Source organism: Bradyrhizobium sp. C-145, from assembly GCF_023375135.1.
GTDB classification, from domain to species: Bacteria; Pseudomonadota; Alphaproteobacteria; order Rhizobiales; family Xanthobacteraceae; genus Bradyrhizobium; species Bradyrhizobium zhanjiangense.
Genome location: NZ_CP088150.1, coordinates 3745205 through 3763770, shown reverse-complemented (window position 1 = coordinate 3763770; position 18566 = coordinate 3745205). Strand labels below are relative to the sequence as shown.

At 65.4% G+C, this 18566-nt stretch carries 20 protein-coding genes; 13 read left to right on the top strand and 7 right to left on the bottom strand.

Annotated elements, in window-relative coordinates; genetic code table 11:
* The first annotated feature begins 42 nt into the window (after window positions 1-42).
* On the top strand, window positions 43-768 hold the full coding sequence (locus tag LRP30_RS17320; protein WP_249761145.1) for a GntR family transcriptional regulator: 726 nt from the start codon (window positions 43-45) through the stop codon (window positions 766-768).
* A 2-nt stretch (window positions 769-770) separates the two neighbouring features.
* Complete coding sequence (locus tag LRP30_RS17315) at window positions 771-1520, top strand: aspartate/glutamate racemase family protein (RefSeq protein ID WP_249761144.1); 750 nt, start codon at window positions 771-773, stop codon at window positions 1518-1520.
* Here LRP30_RS17315 and LRP30_RS17310 read toward each other — a convergent pair whose 3' ends face one another.
* A complete protein-coding gene (locus LRP30_RS17310) occupies window positions 1521-2900 on the bottom strand; it encodes an amidase family protein (RefSeq protein ID WP_249761143.1) in 1380 nt (459 codons plus the stop codon). It abuts the gene before it with no gap.
* 88 nt (window positions 2901-2988) lie between these two features.
* On the opposite strand from LRP30_RS17310, the gene LRP30_RS17305 reads away from it, so the two are divergent.
* Genes LRP30_RS17305 through LRP30_RS17290 form a run of 4 tightly spaced genes read left to right on the top strand, consistent with a single transcriptional unit; the run spans window position 2989 to window position 6841 of the window.
* Entirely contained in the window at window positions 2989-4083 is a 1095-nt protein-coding gene (locus LRP30_RS17305; protein ID WP_249761142.1) for an ABC transporter ATP-binding protein, read from the top strand.
* 29 nt (window positions 4084-4112) lie between these two features.
* Window positions 4113-5159, top strand: coding sequence for an ABC transporter substrate-binding protein (locus tag LRP30_RS17300; RefSeq protein WP_249761141.1), 1047 nt, complete (start codon window positions 4113-4115; stop codon window positions 5157-5159).
* 3 nt (window positions 5160-5162) lie between these two features.
* Window positions 5163-6026 carry an ABC transporter permease gene (locus LRP30_RS17295; RefSeq protein ID WP_249761140.1) on the top strand — a complete coding sequence of 288 codons (864 nt, stop codon included), beginning with the start codon at window positions 5163-5165 and terminating at the stop codon, window positions 6024-6026.
* A complete protein-coding gene (locus tag LRP30_RS17290) occupies window positions 6026-6841 on the top strand; it encodes an ABC transporter permease (RefSeq protein ID WP_249761139.1) in 816 nt (271 codons plus the stop codon). Before LRP30_RS17295 ends, LRP30_RS17290 begins: the two co-directional genes overlap by 1 nt.
* Here LRP30_RS17290 and LRP30_RS17285 read toward each other — a convergent pair whose 3' ends face one another.
* On the bottom strand, window positions 6842-7177 hold the full coding sequence (locus tag LRP30_RS17285; RefSeq protein ID WP_249761138.1) for a hydroxyisourate hydrolase: 336 nt from the start codon (window positions 7175-7177) through the stop codon (window positions 6842-6844).
* 26 nt (window positions 7178-7203) lie between these two features.
* On the opposite strand from LRP30_RS17285, the gene LRP30_RS17280 reads away from it, so the two are divergent.
* Together LRP30_RS17280 and LRP30_RS17275 are read left to right on the top strand one after the other, a co-directional pair.
* Complete coding sequence (locus tag LRP30_RS17280) at window positions 7204-8385, top strand: MFS transporter (protein ID WP_249761137.1); 1182 nt, start codon at window positions 7204-7206, stop codon at window positions 8383-8385.
* Window positions 8382-9746 (top strand): amidase, encoded by a 1365-nt coding sequence (locus tag LRP30_RS17275; RefSeq protein ID WP_249761136.1) that lies wholly within the window; start codon window positions 8382-8384, stop codon window positions 9744-9746. Before LRP30_RS17280 ends, LRP30_RS17275 begins: the two co-directional genes overlap by 4 nt.
* 214 nt (window positions 9747-9960) lie before the next feature.
* Here LRP30_RS17275 and guaA read toward each other — a convergent pair whose 3' ends face one another.
* Window positions 9961-11559, bottom strand: coding sequence for a glutamine-hydrolyzing GMP synthase (gene guaA, locus LRP30_RS17270; protein ID WP_249761778.1), 1599 nt, complete (start codon window positions 11557-11559; stop codon window positions 9961-9963).
* Window positions 11560-11705: 146 nt separating this feature from the next.
* Here guaA and LRP30_RS17265 point away from each other — a divergent pair, with 146 nt between their 5' ends.
* From LRP30_RS17265 to LRP30_RS17255, 3 genes are all read left to right on the top strand, one after another.
* Complete coding sequence (locus LRP30_RS17265) at window positions 11706-12077, top strand: nuclear transport factor 2 family protein (RefSeq protein WP_249761135.1); 372 nt, start codon at window positions 11706-11708, stop codon at window positions 12075-12077.
* A gap of 415 nt (window positions 12078-12492) precedes the next feature.
* A complete protein-coding gene (locus tag LRP30_RS17260) occupies window positions 12493-12825 on the top strand; it encodes a DHCW motif cupin fold protein (protein ID WP_249761134.1) in 333 nt (110 codons plus the stop codon).
* Between the two features lie 262 nt (window positions 12826-13087).
* Entirely contained in the window at window positions 13088-13297 is a 210-nt protein-coding gene (locus LRP30_RS17255) for a cold-shock protein (protein WP_008141931.1), read from the top strand.
* A 235-nt stretch (window positions 13298-13532) separates the two neighbouring features.
* On the opposite strand, the gene LRP30_RS17250 is transcribed toward LRP30_RS17255, so the two are convergent.
* Complete coding sequence (locus tag LRP30_RS17250) at window positions 13533-14831, bottom strand: RsmB/NOP family class I SAM-dependent RNA methyltransferase (protein WP_249761133.1); 1299 nt, start codon at window positions 14829-14831, stop codon at window positions 13533-13535.
* Between the two features lie 56 nt (window positions 14832-14887).
* Window positions 14888-15310, bottom strand: a complete 423-nt coding sequence (locus LRP30_RS17245; protein WP_249761132.1) for an MAPEG family protein — start codon at window positions 15308-15310, stop codon at window positions 14888-14890.
* A gap of 155 nt (window positions 15311-15465) precedes the next feature.
* Here LRP30_RS17245 and LRP30_RS17240 point away from each other — a divergent pair, with 155 nt between their 5' ends.
* Both LRP30_RS17240 and LRP30_RS17235 read left to right on the top strand, forming a co-directional pair.
* Window positions 15466-16080 (top strand): acriflavin resistance protein, encoded by a 615-nt coding sequence (locus tag LRP30_RS17240; RefSeq protein WP_249761131.1) that lies wholly within the window; start codon window positions 15466-15468, stop codon window positions 16078-16080.
* A 69-nt stretch (window positions 16081-16149) separates the two neighbouring features.
* Window positions 16150-16992: a metallophosphoesterase gene (locus tag LRP30_RS17235; RefSeq protein ID WP_249761130.1), complete on the top strand. Its 843-nt coding sequence runs from the start codon at window positions 16150-16152 to the stop codon at window positions 16990-16992.
* 7 nt (window positions 16993-16999) lie between these two features.
* Here the strand turns inward: LRP30_RS17235 and LRP30_RS17230 are convergent, their stop codons facing one another.
* Window positions 17000-17296, bottom strand: coding sequence for a hypothetical protein (locus LRP30_RS17230; RefSeq protein WP_249761129.1), 297 nt, complete (start codon window positions 17294-17296; stop codon window positions 17000-17002).
* Between the two features lie 153 nt (window positions 17297-17449).
* Entirely contained in the window at window positions 17450-18472 is a 1023-nt protein-coding gene (locus LRP30_RS17225; protein ID WP_249761128.1) for an NADP-dependent oxidoreductase, read from the bottom strand.
* Window positions 18473-18566: the final 94 nt, after the last annotated feature.

Genomic DNA, 18566 nt, shown 5'->3' with positions numbered 1-18566 from the left:
TATTTTGGGCAAGCAAAAGGGCCGGAAACGGCTAGGATCAACATGAGAAGTGAGGCACGCGTGCAGCCAAAATCGGAAGCGCCGAAGGGACGAAAGTCGCCCAAACTCAAGCGGATGGGCCTGCATGAGCGCGCCGCTGCGCGGATGCGGACGATGATCATTCGCGGCGAGCTGCCCCCGGGATCGCAGACCCAGGAGACGAAGCTGTCGAAGGAGCTCGGGGTGTCGCGCACCCCCTTGCGCGAGGCGATGAAGGTGCTGGCGGCGGAAGGGTTGATCGAGCTGCGCCCGAACCGCAGCCCGCGCATCGCCGATATAGCGATCGACGGCATCTCTGAGCTGTTCGAAGCGCTGGCCGGCATCGAGCGGCTGGCCGCCGAGCTCGCCGCGGAGCGCGCGACCGAGCGTGATCTCGCCCGCCTCCGCACGCTTCAGACCCGGATGGAAGGTCATCACCGCAGCGGCAAGCTCGACGACTATTTCGCCATCAACGGCGAGATCCACAACACCATCGTCCGCATGGCCCGCAACACGCCGCTGCGCGAGGCGCACGAGACGCTGATCTCGCGCGCCGAACGTGCGCGTTATCTCGCGCTCGGCGCCGACAGGCGCTGGAGCGATTCGGTCGACGAGCACGCCAGTATTCTCGCCGCGCTCGAAGCGCGGGACAGCGAGGCCGCAGGACGCCTGCTCGGCGCTCATGTCCGTCAGACCGGCATCGCATTGCTCGAGACTCTTGCCCCCAAAACCAAGCTGACTGCGGCCTGACCGTGAGGCTGCTGCTGCTCAACCCCAACACCAGCACCGCGGTCACGCAATTGATGACCGAGGTCGGGCGGCGCGCAGCCGCCCCCGGCACCGAGCTGGTCCCCTGCACCGCCACGCGCGGCGTGCCCTATATCGCGACGCGCACCGAGGCGCAGATCGGCGGCGCCATTGCGCTGGAGATGCTGGCCGAGCAACACACAAAAGTCGATGCTGCAATCATCGCAGCCTTCGGCGATCCCGGCCTATTCGCCGCGCGCGAGACGTTCGACATTCCCGTGATCGGCATGGCGGAGGCGGCGATGCTGATGGCCTGCATGGCCGGACGCCGATTTGCCATCGTCACCTTCGCACAAGCCTTGGGCCCCTGGTACGAGGAATGCGTCCGTGCGCACGGATTGGGGGAGCGCTGCGCCGGCATCCGCATGCTCGATACGCCGTTCAAGGCGATTTCCGAGGTCGGCACCGAGAAAGAGGATCTGCTCGTCGACCTCGCGCAACGCGCCATCGTCGAAGACGAGGCTGATGTCCTGATCTTCGCAGGCGCGCCGCTCTCGGGCCTTGCCGAACGCGTCGCCAACCGGATCCCCGTCCCCGTCGTCGATCAGGTCGTCGCCGCCGTGAAGCAGGCCGAGGCGCTGGTGGCGCTACGGCTGCGCAAGGCGACTGCAGGCACGTACCGCCGGCCCGCCGCCAAACCGACGATCGGTCTTGCCGACGCGCTCACTGCCCGGCTTGAGCATCGCGACAGCTGATCAGAGAGGCGGCCGGCGATGCGAAAAACCCAATTCGTTGTCGAGGGCACGGCCGAAGGCAAACAGGCGGGATTCGCAAGCGGGCGGCGCGATGATCTGGATTCCGAAAGGCAGTTCATTCTTCCCCCGTCGCGCCGGCAAGGTCAGGACCGGGAAACCGACCAGCGACACGATGAAGGTGACCGCAAGATAGTCGATCGGCGTCTCCAGCCCCACGCCGTCGATCGCGGCGACGTCGCTGATCTCGTTCGGCCAGGGGAACACGGACGCCGCCGGCGCAACCAGGAAATCAGTGCACGTGAACAACTCGCGAAAGCTGCGATAGATCGAGGTGCGGCGCCGCTCGGCGTTGAGATAATCTTCGGCGGAGAGTTTTGCGCCCGCCTCGATATTCCAGATCACGGTGGGCGTGAGCTCGGCGCGGCGGGTTCTCAGCAGCTCGCCATAGCTGTTAGCAATATGCGTGGCCCGCAGCGTGCGGAAGGTTTCGATCGCACCACTGCAGTCTGGCGAAGATGGCACGACAGCGGCCACGCCCGCGAGCATGTCGCAGGCCGCAGTGAAGCGCGCACGCACCTCGCGCGACACCGGCGCGACGCCGAAATCGGGCGTGACTGCGATCCGGGGACGCCCCGTGAGCGGCGGATCTTCACCGGCAATGCCAATCGAGAGCGGATCGTTGGCGTCGCCGCCCCCACAGACCGACAGTGCCAGTTCGAGATCGTCAACGCCGCGGGCGAGGAAACCGTGGGTGGCCAGCATGTCCCAGCCGAGCGGACGGCGCGGCGATGGGATACGGCCAGGCGTGGGTCGGATCGAGGCAACATCGCAGAAGCTGGCGGGCGTGCGCACGGAGCCGCCGAAATCGGTGCCGTGCGCCAGCGGCACCATGCCGGCCGCAACCGCAACGGCGGAGCCGCCGGAGGATCCGCCGGAGGTCAGCGCGGGATCGAACGGATTGCGCGTCGACCCGCGCAATCTGTTGGTGCAGACCGCGCCAAAGCCAAACTCCGGCGTGTTGGTCTTGCCGAGAATGATCGCGCCGGCGCGCCGCAGCCGCGCCACGACGAGATCATCCTCGCGTGGGACGTGATCGCGGAACAGCACCGATCCGTAGGTGGTCGCAAGCCCCGCGGTGTCGGTGAGGTCCTTGATCGCGACGGGCACGCCATGCAGCGGCCCGACCGGTGCGGACGCACCGTCACAAATTTCCGCGGCGCGGCGGGCGCTTTCGGCATCAACGGTCACGAATGCCGCCAATTGCGTATCCCGGTCAGCGATCCTCGCCAGATGCGCCTCGACGGCGTCGCGCGAAGACAACTCGCCCTTCGCAATCGCGCGCGCAAGAGTTGTGGCCGAGAGCTCGCAAATCGATGTCATCGCCCCACAATGCCAAACCTCGCATCGAAAGGCGAGCATGACGGGCACGAGACTTGCTTTCTCTTTTGGGGCAACGGGAGGCAACACCATGGCTGAAGCGCAAGGCGGACGGTCACTCGTCGTCGACGCGGTCACCCACCGCTATCCGAGTGGCGCGCTTGCGGTCGAGAACATCAATCTCGACATCAAGGGTGGCGAGATCATCGCGCTGCTCGGCCCCTCCGGCTGCGGCAAGACAACGCTCCTGCGCATCATCGCCGGTTTCATCGCGCAGACGCAAGGACGGATCATCATCGGCGACGACATCGTCGATGCGCTGCCGCCGAACAAGCGCGCCGTCGGCATCGTGTTCCAGAACTATGCGCTGTTCCCGCACCTCTCGATCAGCGAGAATGTCGCTTACGGGCTCGCCGCGCGCGGCGTCGACAAGACATCGCGCCAGCGCGAGGCGCAGCGCCTGCTCGAGCTGGTGCAATTGTCGACCATGGCGGAGCGTCTGCCACGACAGCTCTCCGGCGGCCAGCAGCAGCGTGTTGCCCTTGCCCGCGCGCTCGCGATCAGGCCGTCGATCCTGCTGCTGGACGAGCCCTTTGCCGCGCTCGACAAGAATCTGCGGCTGGACATGCAGATCGAGGTGAAGCGGCTGCAGCGCGTGTCCGGCATCACCACGCTAATCGTGACCCACGACCAGGAAGAGGCGCTGTCGATGGCCGACCGCGTCGCGGTGCTGAGCCACGGCAAGCTCGAACAGTTCGGCACGCCGTCCGACGTCTACGACCGGCCGCAGACCCTGTTCGTCAACACCTTTGTCGGCTCCACCAACCGCATGCCCGGTGTTGTGGTCTCCGCAGATCGCACGGCCGCGAAAGTGCGCCTCGATGCCGGCGCGGAGATCATCGCACGGCCGGCAGCAGGCGCCCTCACCGAAGGCGGGCGCGTCACCGTCTGCATCCGCCCCGAGCATCTGCAATTCGTTGGCGACGAGAGCGGCTTTGCCGGCGTAGTCGGCATGTCGCTGCCGCTTGGCGCCACTGTCGTGCACGAGGTCACCACCGCCGACGGCTCCGGCGTCAAGGTTTCCCAGGCGCGCATCGGCGAGACGCGCGCGCTGGAGAATGGCGCTGCGGTGCGCCTCGCGCCGCTCGCGCCATCGCTCGCCAATGCCTTTCCCGCAGCGCTCTAGATTTTAGTCTTGTCCATAGGGAGTTCGACATGATCCTGAACCGCCGAAGCCTGATGACGACCGCCCTCACCCTCGGTGCCATGAAGGCGTTTCCGGGCTTAAGCTACGCCCAGGCCCGCCCGCTGGTATTTGCGACCTTCACCGGAAGCTGGGAGGAAGCGCACAAGGCCGTGCTGGTGCCGGCGTTTCGCAAAGCCAATGCGGATGCGGCGATTGTGCTCGACCCCATGCTGTCGGTCGACCAGATCGCCAAGGTCAACGCGGCCAAGGTCAACCCGCCGATCGACGTCATGCTGCACGATCCCGGTCCGGCGCTTGTCGCGATCGGCCAGGATCTCGCCGAACCCTACCCGGTCGACAAGAGCGCTTACTACAAGGACCTGATCACCGAAGCGCAGGAGCCGATGGGCCCTGCCCCGTTCTTCCAGGTCGTCGGCCTCACCTACAATCCGGAAGCCGTCAAGACGCCGCCGACCTCGTGGGCCGATCTCTGGAAGCCGGAGTTCAAGGGCCGTGTCGGCATCACCAATCTCAACTCGACGCTCGGCACCGGCTGGCTGGTCGAGATCGCCAAGATGCGCGGCGGCTCGGAGACCAATGTCGATCCTGGCTTCAAGGCGCTGGAGGAGCTCAAGCCCAATCTCGCCGCGGTCGCCGCAAATCCCGGCGCGCTCGCGACCCTGTTCCAGCAGGGCCAGATCGACATCTCGCCCGGCAATTTCAACGCCATCCAGATCTTGAAAGCGCGCGGCGTGCCGGTCGAGTTCGTGGCGCCGAAGGAAGGCGCCATCGCCTTCAAGACCACGATCCACATCGTCAAGAACTCGCCCAATCGCGAGCTTGCCTTCAAGCTGATCGAGGCGGCGTTGACGCCGGAGGTGCAGACCACACTGATGAACCCGCCCTATCTGATCGTGCCGACCAACTCCAAGGTCACCATGGGCGGCGAGATCGCGCGCGTGCTCGCCAAGGACACCACTGAACTGAAGAAGAAATTCGTGTTCCAGGACTGGAAGAAGATCAACGAGCAGCGCTCGGCCTGGATCGAGCGCTTCAATCGCGAGATCAAGATCTAAGCTATGGGCGCAGCACCGGCATCACGGGACGTGACATCCTACGGAATGGGTTTGGCAGCGCCGCTGGCGCTGTTCTTCCTGGTCTTCTTCGTCGCACCGCTGCTGCAACTGTTCTGGCTCTCGCTGCACAACGACACCGCCGGGCTTCATTGGGGGCTCGGCCAGTACCTGCACTTCCTGACCGATCCCATCAGCCTCGGCGTGCTGGGCTCGACGCTGCTGCTGGGCGCCGAGGTGACGGCCGTCTGCCTCCTGCTCGGCTTTCCCATCGCCTGGCTGTATCAGCGGGTCGGGCCAAAGCTTCAGACCATCATCATCCTGATCGTGCTGCTTCCGCTTTTGACCAGCGTCGTGGTCCGCACCTTCGCCTGGATCGTCATCCTCGGACGCCAGGGCATCATCAATGCGACGCTGCAATCCCTCGGCATCATCGATACGCCGCTAAAATTGCTCTACACCCAGTTCGGCGTGGTGATCGCGCTGGCGCAGGTGCAGATGCCCTTGATGACGCTGCCGCTGATCACCGCGCTCGGCCGCATCGATCCCAATCTCGACGATGCCTCCTGCTCGCTCGGTGCCGGAAGCTGGCGCACCTTCTTCCGCGTCGTGTTGCCGCTGTCTCTGCCCGGCGTCATCGCCGGCTGCACGCTGACCTATGCCGCCGCGATCACTGCCTTCATCACCCAGTCGCTGATCGGCGGCGGGCAGATGCTGTTCATGCCGATGTATCTCTACCAGCAGGCCTCGACGTTGCAGAACTGGCCGTTCGCGGCCGCGATCTCGATCATTTTCCTGCTCGCCGTGCTCGCGGTGGTCTCGGTCTTCACCACGCTCGGCCGCATGTCGCGCGGTTATGGAGGCGCCTGATGAGCGGCCGCAAGCGCACCTGGGAGGCGATCAGCTTCGAGCTCGTCATGACCGTGATCGCCGTGATCGCGCTTGTTATCATCATCGCGCCTTCGCTCGTGGTGCTGATCGTCTCCTTCACCAGCGGCTTCTCGCTGCGCTTCCCGCCGCCGGACTATTCGCTGCGCTGGTACGCCGAGCTGTGGAATGCTTGGCAGTTGCACTTCGCCGCGAAGAACAGCCTGATCGTGGCACTGTGGGCGACCGGCCTGTCCGTCGCCCTCGGCGTCGCCGCGGCGCTCGCGATCTCGCGATCGCGCACGCTGTCGGCGCGGCTGCTCGATTCCCTCTTCATGTCGCCGCTGGTGCTGCCCGCGCTTGCCTTCGGCCTCGCCGCCCTGATGCTGTTTTCGCTGGTCGGCCTGCCGGTGTCGCTGCTGACGCTGGTGATCGGCCACACCGTGGTTTGCGTCCCCTATGTCGTGCGCAACACGGTCGCAGCGCTCGCCCAGCTCGAGCCGACCCTGCTTGAAAGCTCGGCGGTGCTGGGCGCGAGCCGCCTCTACACCTTCCGCAGGATCGTGCTGCCGCTCATCCGGCCCGGCATCATCGCGGGCGCCTTCATCGCTTTCATGTCGTCCTTCGACAACGTGCCGGTGTCGCTGTTCCTGCGCGATGCCGCAACCGACATGCTGCCGATCCGGATGTGGCAGGACCTCGAAGGCAAGCTCGATGTCACCATCGCCGCGCTGTCGGGCGTGCTGATTATCGCGACCGTGGCGCTGGTCGCGGTGATGGAGCGCGTGACGGGCCTGTCGCGGCGGCTGACCAACTGATCAGGCGCCGCGGAACAACGAAAAACCCCAGCGCGTGAATTTCAGAGGCAGATGAAAATGCTCGCTGACATCCTTGATGCGAAAGCGGAACGGGATCACGGTCAGGAAGCCATCGCCGTCGCCAAAGAACTCGCCGAGATGAAACAGCACCTCGTACTCGCCCGCCGTCACACCAACGCCTTGCGCGATGAGGTGATCGAGTACGCCATTGGCGCCGAGCCGCCCTTCGGCAATGCGCGAGGAATCGGGGCCAATGCGCCAGATCTCGACGCGCAGCCCCTGCGCGGGACGCCCGCTCGCCACATCGACCGCGTGAATGGAAATACCGCCTGCCACCACGTTCCTCCCATGAGCACGCCGCCATGGTAGACGGAAACACCGCCGTTCGGCCAGCACCGGCATTGCTGCCGGCCCTGGGGGCGATGACCGCGCTTCAGGCCCTGGTGGCGCTCGCCTTGTTCGCGCCGGGCGTGGTGGCGCCGCGCGCTCATATCGAGGTCTGGCAGCTCTCGATGTTCTCGTGCGCGGTGTTCGCGGTCGGCATCCCCGCCTCTTTCTGGGGCGGCGGCTTCATCGCGCGGGTTGGATCGCTGCGGATCGCGAGCCTCTGTGCGGCGGCCATCGTCGTCGGCATCGCACTGGCTTCGCTCGGATCGAGCGCCGCCCTGCTGGCCGCGGGCCTCTGCCTCGGCCTTGCCATGGGGCCCGAAACGCCGGCGAGCGCGGCGCTGCTGTCGCGGCTCGTCACCGCCGAGCGCCGCGCCTTCGTGTTCTCGGTACGCCAGACCGGCAACCAGATCGGCGCGGTCTGCGGCTCGCTGGCCCTGCCCGCGATCGCCATCGCGTTCGGGCCGGCCTGGTGCTATGCGGTGGTGGGCCTCTGCGCGCTGCTCGCGATCGCGCTGTTCGAATGGTTGCGGCCGGCCTACGCCGGCAAGGTCATCCCGCCGCCAAAGCTCGATCTCCGCGCGCGGCTGGCGCTGGTGACCGCAGACCGGCGGATCGCAATGCTGGCGCTGGCCTCGATGCCGTTCAGTGCAATGCAGTTGTCCCTCAATACCGTATTCGTGACCCTCGGCACGCATGAACTCGGGCTGAGTCACATCGAGGCGGGCATAGCGCTCGCATGCGCGCAGGCAGGTGGCCTCATCGGACGACTTGGCTGGGGTTTCCTCGCGATGCGCTTTGACGCTTCGCGCATGGTCCTCGTCGTCATCGGAATGGGCATGTCGCTCTGCGCCGGTCTTCTCGGCGCAGATGGAGCCTCGTTCGGTCGAATGGGCCAATTCGCCGTTGCGGCGTTGTTGGGTCTGACGGCCTCCGGTTGGAACGGCGTCTTCCTTGCCGAGGTCGCGCGACTTGCGCCGCAGGTCAGAATTGGCGAGACCACGGGTGCGGTGCTGACTGCATCCTATGCGGGACTGTTGCTGGCGCCGGTGCTTGTTTCGGCTATCGATGCCGCGGCAAGCCTTGGCGCCGCCTTCGTGACCTTGGCGTGCCTCACCTTCTGCGGCACACTCGCATTGATCTGGGGAGGTCGATGACAGCGTTCCCGACAGCACGCGACATCGCGGCCAATGTCGCCGCGGGACAGATGACAGCGGCCGAGATCGCGCGCGCCGCGCTCGACCGCATCGAAGCCGCCAAGGACTTGAATGCGGTCGTCACCACCGATCCGGAGCGCACTCTTGCGGATGCCGCCGAAATCGATCGCAGCGCGCACGCCGGAAGGCCGCTGCCGCTCGCCGGCGTCCCCGTGGTCGTCAAGGACAACATCTGGGTCGGCGGCTGGCGCGTGACGCAGGGCTCCCGGCTGTTTGCTGACTTCGTCGCGCCGCAGGACGCCATTGCCGTCGAGCGGCTTCGGCAGGCTGGTGCCGTCATCGTGGGGATCGGAGCGACTTCCGAGTTTGCCTGCAAGGGCATCACCACCTCCGAGTTGTTCGGTCCGACGCGTCATCCACGCAATCCGCAACTGACGCCGGGCGGCTCATCGGGCGGGCCGGCGACTGCAGTCGCGGCCGGTCTCGTGCCGCTCGCGGTCGGAACGGACGCAGGAGGCTCCAGCCGGCGACCGCCGGCTCATGTCGGCGTGGTCGGTTTCAAGCCGTCCTACGGTGCAATCCCTTATGGTCCGGGCTTTGCCGAACCGTTCTTTGGCCTGTCTGTGATTGCGCCGATGGCAGCAGAGGTCGCCGACGTCGCGCTCGCGTTCGAGGCTATGGCCGGCCTTGATCCGCGCGATCCGGATTCCGCGGCGATCGCACGCGATAGCGGCGAGCTCTCGGACTTGCGCGTCGCTTTCTCGCCGCGTCTCGGATTTGATGTCGCCGTCGATCAGGCCGTCGCCGACGGTGTTTCCTCGGTCGTCGAGCATCTTTCCGCTGCCGGATTGCAGATCTCCCGACATGATCCCGTCTGGCCGCCGGGTGCGACCGAAGAGGCCATCATGCCGCTCCAGCATGCTGGCCTCGCGGCCCTCTATGGCGAGGCCTTCCGCAAGAATCCGAGCCTGTTCGATCCGAACATCGCAACGCAGATCGAGCGCGGCCTGTCCTGGTCTCGCGCCGAGATCGGTGCTGCGCTCGGGACCAGTGCCGCAATCGCCAACGCGTTTGCGGCATTCTTTGGCAAGGTTGATCTATTGCTAGCGCCAACCGTCCCATGCGTCGCGTGGCCGCTGATGCAGCTCGGCCCGGACATGATCGGCGGAAAGCCTGCGAGCCCGCGCGGGCACGCAGTGTTCACGCCCTTCGCCAATCACGCTCGCCTGCCGGCGATTTCGCTTCCGTGCGGAACGGATCAGCGCGGACTTCCATTCGGCCTGCAAATCATTGCCAGACGCGGACAGGACCGCACGCTGCTTGGAGCCGCACAACAGATTGAGGCCATGTTGCGAACGTAGACCCTGCGGCCAACGCGAGTTTCCGCGATCTGTCGGCGAAAGGTCCGCGGTCATTGCCACGAGAAACCATTCGAGCGATGAGCATCTCGCTTGATGGCGACTGTCCCAAGTCGGGATAAGCCAAGCTCACTACTTCGGTCAGAATTCTCAACGCGAAGGAAGCGAGAGCAACCCGACTAGGCCACGCTAAACTACGCGATGCCAGCAGGCCGCACTACTCCCACTCAATCGTCCCAGGCGGCTTGCTGGTGACGTCGTACACCACCCGGTTCACGCCCTTCACCTCGTTGATGATGCGCGTGGCGGTCTCGCCCAGGAACTTCATGTCGAACTGGTAGAAGTCCGCGGTCATGCCGTCGGTGGAGGTGACGGCGCGGAGGCCGACCACATAATCGTAAGTGCGGCCGTCGCCCATGACGCCGACGGTCTTGACGGGGAGCAGCACGGCGAAGGCCTGCCAGATCTCGTCGTAGAGGCCTGCTTTCCGGATCTGGTCGATGTAGACGGCGTCCGCTTTCCGCAGGATGTCGAGCTTGTCCCTGGTGATCTCGCCGGGGCAGCGGATGGCAAGGCCCGGGCCCGGGAACGGGTGACGGCCGACGAAAATTTCGGGAAGGCCGAGCTCGCGCCCCAGCTTGCGCACCTCGTCCTTGAACAGCTCGCGCAGGGGCTCGACGAGCTTCATGTTCATGCGCTCAGGGAGCCCGCCGACATTGTGGTGCGACTTGATCGTCACCGAGGGGCCGCCGGTGAAGGAGACGCTCTCGATCACGTCGGGGTAGAGCGTGCCTTGCGCGAGGAAGTCGGCGCCGCCGATCTTCTTGGCTTCAGCTTCGAACACCTCGATGAAGAGGCGGCCGATGGTCTTGCGCTTCACTTCCGGGTCGGTGACGCCTTCGAGCTCGCCGAGGAATTGCTTGGAGGCATCCACGTGCACGAGCGGGATGTTGTAGTGGTGGCGGAACAGGTCGACCACGGTCTTGGCTTCGTCGAGGCGCAGCAGGCCATGGTCGACGAAGACGCAGGTGAGTTGGTCGCCGATGGCCTCATGGATCAGCACGGCCGCGACCGCTGAATCGACGCCGCCGGAAAGGCCGCAGATCACCTTGCGACTGCCAACCTGCTGGCGGATCTTCTGGATCTCCTCCTCGCGGAAGGCGCGCATGGTCCAGTCGCCGGTGAGGCCGGCGATCTTGCGGACGAAGTTGCGGATCAGCTTGGCGCCGTCGGGCGTGTGCACCACTTCGGGGTGGAACATCAGGCCGTAATATTTGCGCGTCTCGTCCTGAATGATCGCGAAGGGCGCGTTCGGCGAGGTGCCGGCGACGGAGAAGCCCGGCGGCATCTTGGTGATGCGGTCGCCATGGCTCATCCAGACCTGGTTCTTGCCGCCCAGCGACCAGACGTCCTCGAACAGCTGGCTCTTGGCCTTGACCTCGACATCGGCGCGGCCGAACTCGCGGTGATGGCCGCCCTCGACCTCGCCGCCGAGCTGCGCCGCCATGGTCATCTGGCCGTAGCAGATGCCCATCACCGGCACGCCGGAATCGAAGATCGACTGCGGCGCGCGGGGCGAGCCGGCCTCATGCACCGATTCCGGGCCGCCGGAGAGGATCACCGCCTTCGGTTTCATCTCGTCGAAGGCAGCTTCTGCCTTGTTGAACGGGACGATCTCGCAATAGACGCCGTCCTCGCGCACGCGACGCGCGATCAGCTGCGTCACCTGGCTGCCGAAGTCGACGATGAGAATCTTGTCATGCGCCGAGGCCACCGAGGGCGTCGACGCGGAGCGGTCGTTTTGTGCTGCTGTCATGGCCAGCAGATACGCGACCGCGCGCCGGCCCGCAACCGCGCGGGCGGGCGCCCCACATTCTTCTTTGAGCATGGACAAATCGATATAGGTAAGCAATATTGACCTATTATGCCCCTCTCGAACAAGGGCTGATCAGGGAGAACGCCATGTCACAGCATCACCAGCCATCATCGCTTGCCGCGCTCGGCCGCACCTGGATCGAGGCCTGGAACGCGCGCGACCTCGAACGCGTGCTCAGGCTCTATGACGAGGAGGCGGTGATGACCTCGGACCGCATCCCCGTGATGGGGTTCGATGCCAGCGGCACCGTGCGCGGCAAGGACGCGCTTCGCGCCTATTGGGGCAAGGCGCTGGGGCTGCTGCCGGAGCTGCATTTCTCGCTGATCGATATGTTCGTCAGCCCCGATAGTGTCGTGGTGTTCTACGCGAACGAGCGTGGGAAGAAGATCTGCGAATATCTGCGGGTGAATGCGGCGGGGCTGATCGTGCAGGGGTCGGCGAACCATTTGGTGCAGTAGGAGCTGTTATAATGGACGGTGCCGCCTCACCCGCCGCCGTTATTCCCCGCGACCCGGCTACGCCAAGGCTTCGCCGGGGTTGAGGTCCCAGGGGCGCCGAAGCTTTAGCGAAGGCGGCAAGCGGGGAATCCAGTACGCCGCGGTTTCTCCGCATCACGGCACGGGTCTCTGGAATACTGGATCGCCCGCCTTCGCGGGCGATGACAGCGAGATTGAAGCGCGAGCGTTCCCCAAACTCGTCATTGCGAGGAGCTCGCGACAAAATTGCAAAGCAATTTTGCGCTGATGCGACGAAGCAATCCAGACTGCTGCCGCGGCTGCATTTCTGGATTGCTTCGCTGCGCTCGCAATGACGGAGACTGCGGCGACAGCGTGCGATAACAGAAGCCCCGCCGGCATCGAGACAGGACCTCCCATGAAACTCCCCACTTCCCCCTTCACCGTCACCGACTGGAGCCAAGTTGAGCCCACCACGCATCCCGGCGAAACCGGCCAGGCGCAGTGGCGCACGCTCAACATTGGCGATCTCCGGGTGCGGATGGTGGAGTATTCGCCGGGCTATCTCGCCGATCATTGGTGCGATCGCGGTCACGTGCTCTACGTGCTGAAGGGCGAGCTCGACAGCGAGCTGCGCGACGGGCGCAAATTCAAGCTGACGGCCGGGATGAGCTACCAGGTCTCGGATTTCGGTGATGCCGCGCACCGGTCCTCGACGGCGGTGGGCGCGACGCTCTTCATCGTCGACTGAGACGCGCGAGTGCGGCGAACTTGCACCGCAAAATAGCAAACCCGCGCGGTATCCCGAAGCGCGGGTGGTGCCTTGAAGAAGCCCCAAATCCTCGCTATATTGTGATCATCGATACTTGGCCGAACGACTGGGCCGCTTCGCTTCGTTGCTGACGGGCGCGCACGCTTCAGATGAATTCTCCAAACATCGACTCATCAGGACTATGGGCGCAATGCTGCGTACCGGTCTGCGTGCGTATCCTCTCTAACTAAAGGAAATTCCCATGGCTATGGGCACCGTGAAGTGGTTCAACACCCAAAAGGGTTATGGTTTCATCCAGCCGGATGACGGCCAGAAGGACGTGTTCGTGCACATCAGCGCCGTCGAGCGCGCTGGCCTCTCCTCCCTCAACGAGGGCCAGAAGGTCTCGTTCGACATCGTCGCCGATCGTCGCAGCGGCAAGTCCTCGGCTGACAATCTCCGCGTCGGCTAATCGCCAGCGCACCAGCGCTTCTGACCACGGACGTACCGGCAGAAGCGCTACGAATACAGGCCCCGCGACCGGATTCGGTTCGCGGGGCTTTTGTTTTTGGGGTGGAACCGTGCCGCGTCAGGCGGCGGTGCAGTAGAGTGGGCAAAGCGAAGCGTGCCCACCGTTGGCAGCGACAACTGCGGGAAAATGGTGGGCACGGCGCACGAAGGGCGCGCCTTTGCCCACCCTACGAGAGCTACGCCTTCCTCAGCACCGACACGAAGAACCCGTCCGTCCCGGTCCGCCGCGGCGTCATCAGCCAGCCCTCCGGCGACTGCAGCGCGGCCTCGCCAAAAGCCACCGCCTTGTCCCAGAGCACGCTCGCGGTCTGCCCCGGCGGCACCACCGCAAACTCGGGATGGCGGGCGACGAACGCCCTCACCTGCTCGCCGTTCTCCTCCGACAGCACCGAGCAGGTGATGTAGGCGATTCGGCCGCCCGGCTTCATCAGCGGAACCGCGCGCTCCAGCACCTCGGCCTGGTCGCGCAGGCGAATCTCCAGCGCGCCCGGCCGCATGCGCCATTTGGCGTCGGGGTTGCGGCGCCAGGTGCCGGTTCCCGTGCATGGCGCGTCGATCACGACCAGATCAGCCGAGGCGCGGATGTCGGCAAGCGGATCGGCCTCGCCCTTGGGCGTGCGGACATCGGCATTGTGGACGCCAGCGCGCGACAGCCGCTCGTGGATCGGGGCGAGCTGGCGCTTGTCGCGATCGGTGGCGATCAGCCGGCCCTTGCCCTGCATCAGGGCGGCGAGCGCCAGCGTCTTGCCGCCGGCGCCGGCGCAGAGGTCGATCACCTGCTCGCCAGGTTTTGCCGCGGTGAATTGGGCTGCAAGCTGCGATCCCTCATCCTGCACTTCAATTGCGCCCTTGATGAAATCCTCCTCGGCCTGGATGCCGGGGTTGCGCGCATCGGCCGAAAGCTCGATGCGCAAGCCCGTTGCGGACCAAGGCGTCGGTTTCGCATGAAGATGAGCAAGCGCACGCAGCACCTTGTCCCGATTGGATTTTAGCGTATTGACGCGCAGGTCGAGCGGGGCGCGGCTCGCCATCGCCGCAGCCTCGGCGGCGCGGTCCTCGCCGAACACTTTTGCAAAGTGCGGATCGAGCCAGTCCGGATAGTCGCCGGCGACCGCAGCCGGCGCACCACTCAGCGACCGCGAGGCGAGCGCGGCCTGCTCGGCCTCCGTCAGCGGCGCGGGGGCAAACCGGCTGCCGTCGAACAGCGCCTCCATGGTGGCCGTATCCATGTTGCGCTCGAGGCGCAGCATGCCGATCAGCCGCGCCCGCGCGGTGTCGGCATCCATCAGGAACGCGCTCGAGGCATAGCGGCGCAGCACGTCCCAGACGAGGCCGGCGATGGCGGCGCGGTCGCCGGAACCGGCGAAGCGGTGCGCGGTGCCCCACTCCTTCAGCGCCTTGGCCGCGGGCACGCGGTCTCTCTCGATGGTGTCGATCAGTTCAATGGCTGCGGACAGCCGGGCAGCGGGCGTCATTTCAAATCTTTCAGATGATAATCTTCTGTTTTGCGCATGATGCGCCAACGCAAGCGTCAGATCAGCAGGAGCAGCTTCAGCGCGAAGTAGGCCCACATCGCCAGCAGCACCAGCGCACTGGCGAGCCAGACCGTCGAGCGCCGACCGAGATCGTTCGAGGAGACGAAGATTCCGGCATGGGCAAAGCGCGTCACCACGAACACCCAGGACATCAGCACGATGAAGAGATCGGCCCGGCGCAGCGGCAATGCCAGCGCGATCAGGACGTAGAACAGCACCGGCAGCTCGAACTGGTTGCGGTAGCAATTGGCGATTTGTGTGGCGCCCTTGGGCCAGTTCGGCTCGCCCAGGGCGATGTCGCGAATCTGGGTCTCGCCCGAGACCAGCGTCTTGCGGCGCGCCACCACCATGCCGATCAAGAGCGCGAAGGTGAGAGCGACTTGCACGAAGACCGGCAGCAGGACCATTTGAACGGACATCGGAACTTTCCCGGGAGGCGAATTGCCGCCGATCGTCATTAGCCGCGTCTCTTGGCGCTGACAATGAACGACTTGAACCGGCGTTCCCGCTCTCGCGACCAAACGTCGATAGTTAAAGCGATTTCGGCCCCCAGGGCCTGAGGCGAGAGACCGCCATGAATATCCTGTCCAGCCTTTTCGCCCAATCGGCCGACGGGCGGCACGGCATTCTGATGTCGGCGCTGGCCGGCATTGCTGCCGCGCTTGCGGTGGCGCTGGCGATGACGGTCTATTTCCGCCTGAGCTACCGGACCTGGCGCGACGTCGTCAGGCACGGCCTTGCGGCGCTCGCCGCGATCGTCCTGTTCGCCTTTGCCGCCTACGACATGCGCCACGCCGCCCTCGCCTATCTCGGCCTCAACCCGTCCAAGCCTGCGGTCGAGTTCGAGATCCGCATGCCCAGGGAGATGCTGGCGGCGGTCACCGACAGCCAGATCGAGCTGCACACCGACCGCAACCAGACGCTGGCGCTGGTCGACGGCGTGCGCGACCTCTCAGACGGGCGCGCGCTGCTGCGTGGCGCGGTGGCGCTCAACCACCGCACCGCCGACCGCGTGCTGGTGGTGAACCTGCCCGGAAAGGGCACGTTCGAATTCCGCCTCCGCCTGCCCGCAGAGCCGCATCGCTCCGAGCAGTTCGGCCCCTGGCACCTCGCCGACCGCATCGCATCGCCGCTGGCCGGCCCCGTCGCCCCGCAGGACGGCTACACGATCCGCTATCGCGTGCTTTAAACTTTGTTCGTTGCGATGCATGCCCGCGCCGTCATCGTTCCGACGCGCGACGGCGGGTATGATGGTCGCATGTCCGAATTTCGCCTCACGCAGATTTCCGACACCCATCTCGGCCGGCGCTTTCCCGGCCTGATCGCCAACTTCCAGCGCGTCAGCGAGCACATCGACGCCAACCGGCCCGATCTCGTCGTCAATACCGGCGATGTCTCGTTCGACGGCCCGACCGGGCGCGACGATGTCGCATTCACGAAATACCTGCACGACGCCCTGCCCGTCGCCTGCCGTTACCTGCCCGGCAATCACGACATCGGCGACAATCCGACCATGATCGGACCGGCGCCGAAGCCGCCGGTCAGCGAGGCACACCGCCGGCAATTTTGCGACATCATCGGCGAAGATCACTGGGCGTTCGAGGCCGCGGGCTGGCGCTTCATCGGCCTCAATTCCCTTGTCATGAATTCAGGGCTCGCCTTCGAGGCCGAGCAGTTCGACTGGCTGGCACGGGAGCTCGCGCGCACCACTGGAAAGCCGGTCGCGCTGTTCCTGCACAAACCGGTGTTTCTCAACCTGCCCGACGATGCCGAGACAGCGGAGACCGCGATCCGCTACGTGCCGCAGCCGGCCCGGGCGCGATTGATCGAGATGTTTGCGCATGTCGATCTGCGCCTCATCGCCAGCGGCCATGTGCATCAGCGGCGCGACTTCACCTATCGCCACACCCGCCACGTCTGGGCGCCATCGACGGGCTTCGTCATCAACGATGCGCGCCAGGACCGGATTGCAATCAAGGAAGTCGGGCTGGTCGAGTACCGTTTCCGGCCTAACAGCCTCGAGGTTCGCCACGTCAGGGCCGCGGGCCAGATCGATGTCGATATCGAGGAGATCCTCGCCCAGATGGGCAGCGAGCATTAGCGCGGGTTCAGGCGACGCTCTTGAGGTCCTGCTGGATCGCGGCCAGCAGGGATTGCAGCGCCGCACTGTTCACCGGCTTGGTCTCGGCGACCGCGGGCTGGACCATGGTTGGCTGCGCAGCCTTGAACGGACGCTTCGGGAATGGCGGCGGTGGCGTCGGCATCGCGGGACGAACGACATCGCTCTCTTCGTCGACATGCACGAACTTGCCATGGATGACGTCGTCGCGCCGGCCCATGACGAACATCGCCACCCAATAGCCGGCCGCCAGCACGATGACGCAGAAAACACTGATCTCTAACATCGCAACACCCAAAATATGCGCGATGATTCAATGCCTTCGCCTTGGGGTCAATGAACCGGCGGTCACACCTGCGGGTTTTACGAACAGGTGTGGCCGATCGGTGACTCCTTGTTAACCATTTCCTTCCGCCCCCTCGGGGCCGGAAGCGGCGGTTCAGGCCTTATCCGGCCCCACCCGCACCAGCTGCTTGCCGAAATTGGCCCCCTTCAGGAGCCCCATGAAGGCGCCGGGCGCGCTCTCGAGGCCCTCGGTGACGAACTCCTTGTATTTCACCTTGCCCTCGCGGACCCAGGCCGACATGTCGCGCAGGAAGTCGCCATGGCGGGAGGCGAAGTCGGAGACGATGAAGCCGCGGAAGGTCAGCCGCTTGGTCAGGGTCGCGCGCATCATGGATGTGGCCCATTTCGGCGGCTTGGCCTCGGTATCGTTGTAGTGCGCGATCAGGCCGCAAACCGGCACGCGCGCGAACGGATTGAGCAGCGGGAACACCGCCTCGAACACCGCGCCGCCGACATTCTCGAAATAGACGTCGATGCCTTTCGGGCAGGCGTCCTTCAGCTTGGCCGCGAGATCGGGGTTGCGGTGATCGATGCAGGCATCGAAGCCGAGCTCCTTGACGACGTAGTCGCACTTGTCCTTGCCGCCGGCGATGCCGACCGCGCGTGCGCCCTTGATCTTCGCGATCTGGCCGACGGCCGAGCCGACCGCGCCGGAGGCACCGGCGACGACGACGGTTTCGCCCGGTTGCGGCTTGCCGATGTCGAGCAGGCCCGTATAGGCGGTCATGCCGGGCATGCCGAGCACGCCGATCGAGGTCGAGATCGGACCGAGCTTCGGATCGACCTTGATCAGGCCCTTGCCGTTCGAGATCGCATGCGTCTGCCAGCCGGAGCGGATGCGCACGATGTCGCCTTTGGCAAAGTCGGGATTGTTGGAGGCCGCGACCTCGCTGACCGCCTCGCCCTCCATCACGCCGCCGATCGGCACCGGTGCGGCATAGGACGGCCCCTCGCTCATGCGCCCGCGCATATAGGGATCGAGCGACAGCCAGATCGTGCGCAGCAGGACCTCGCCCGGCCCGGGCGTCGGAACAGCGAATTCCTCCAGGCGAAAATCGGACGGCTTGGGCTCGCCGACGGGACGCGCGGCGAGAACGATGCGTTTGCCTTGGGACATGGCTTCCTCCACTTTTCTGTCATTGCGAGCCAAGCGAAGCAATCCAGTTGCGTCAACACAAAAGCTCTGGATTGCGTCGTCGCAAGAGCTCCTC

What these genes read in the sequence shown, in the direction of transcription:
- LRP30_RS17230 (WP_249761129.1), bottom strand. Translation starts at nt 17,296, where the DNA reads ATGTTAGAGATCAGTGTTTTCTGCGTCATCGTGCTGGCGGCCGGCTAT.
- LRP30_RS17260 (WP_249761134.1), top strand. Translation starts at nt 12,493, where the DNA reads ATGAAACTCCCCACTTCCCCCTTCACCGTCACCGACTGGAGCCAAGTT.
- guaA (WP_249761778.1), bottom strand. Translation starts at nt 11,559, where the DNA reads ATGACAGCAGCACAAAACGACCGCTCCGCGTCGACGCCCTCGGTGGCC.
- LRP30_RS17310 (WP_249761143.1), bottom strand. Translation starts at nt 2,900, where the DNA reads ATGACATCGATTTGCGAGCTCTCGGCCACAACTCTTGCGCGCGCGATT.
- LRP30_RS17295 (WP_249761140.1), top strand. Translation starts at nt 5,163, where the DNA reads ATGGGCGCAGCACCGGCATCACGGGACGTGACATCCTACGGAATGGGT.
- LRP30_RS17245 (WP_249761132.1), bottom strand. Translation starts at nt 15,310, where the DNA reads ATGTCCGTTCAAATGGTCCTGCTGCCGGTCTTCGTGCAAGTCGCTCTC.
- LRP30_RS17240 (WP_249761131.1), top strand. Translation starts at nt 15,466, where the DNA reads ATGAATATCCTGTCCAGCCTTTTCGCCCAATCGGCCGACGGGCGGCAC.
- LRP30_RS17320 (WP_249761145.1), top strand. Translation starts at nt 43, where the DNA reads ATGAGAAGTGAGGCACGCGTGCAGCCAAAATCGGAAGCGCCGAAGGGA.
- LRP30_RS17290 (WP_249761139.1), top strand. Translation starts at nt 6,026, where the DNA reads ATGAGCGGCCGCAAGCGCACCTGGGAGGCGATCAGCTTCGAGCTCGTC.
- LRP30_RS17250 (WP_249761133.1), bottom strand. Translation starts at nt 14,831, where the DNA reads ATGACGCCCGCTGCCCGGCTGTCCGCAGCCATTGAACTGATCGACACC.
- LRP30_RS17280 (WP_249761137.1), top strand. Translation starts at nt 7,204, where the DNA reads ATGGTAGACGGAAACACCGCCGTTCGGCCAGCACCGGCATTGCTGCCG.
- LRP30_RS17235 (WP_249761130.1), top strand. Translation starts at nt 16,150, where the DNA reads ATGTCCGAATTTCGCCTCACGCAGATTTCCGACACCCATCTCGGCCGG.
- LRP30_RS17305 (WP_249761142.1), top strand. Translation starts at nt 2,989, where the DNA reads ATGGCTGAAGCGCAAGGCGGACGGTCACTCGTCGTCGACGCGGTCACC.
- LRP30_RS17265 (WP_249761135.1), top strand. Translation starts at nt 11,706, where the DNA reads ATGTCACAGCATCACCAGCCATCATCGCTTGCCGCGCTCGGCCGCACC.
- LRP30_RS17255 (WP_008141931.1), top strand. Translation starts at nt 13,088, where the DNA reads ATGGCTATGGGCACCGTGAAGTGGTTCAACACCCAAAAGGGTTATGGT.
- LRP30_RS17275 (WP_249761136.1), top strand. Translation starts at nt 8,382, where the DNA reads ATGACAGCGTTCCCGACAGCACGCGACATCGCGGCCAATGTCGCCGCG.
- LRP30_RS17300 (WP_249761141.1), top strand. Translation starts at nt 4,113, where the DNA reads ATGATCCTGAACCGCCGAAGCCTGATGACGACCGCCCTCACCCTCGGT.
- LRP30_RS17225 (WP_249761128.1), bottom strand. Translation starts at nt 18,472, where the DNA reads ATGTCCCAAGGCAAACGCATCGTTCTCGCCGCGCGTCCCGTCGGCGAG.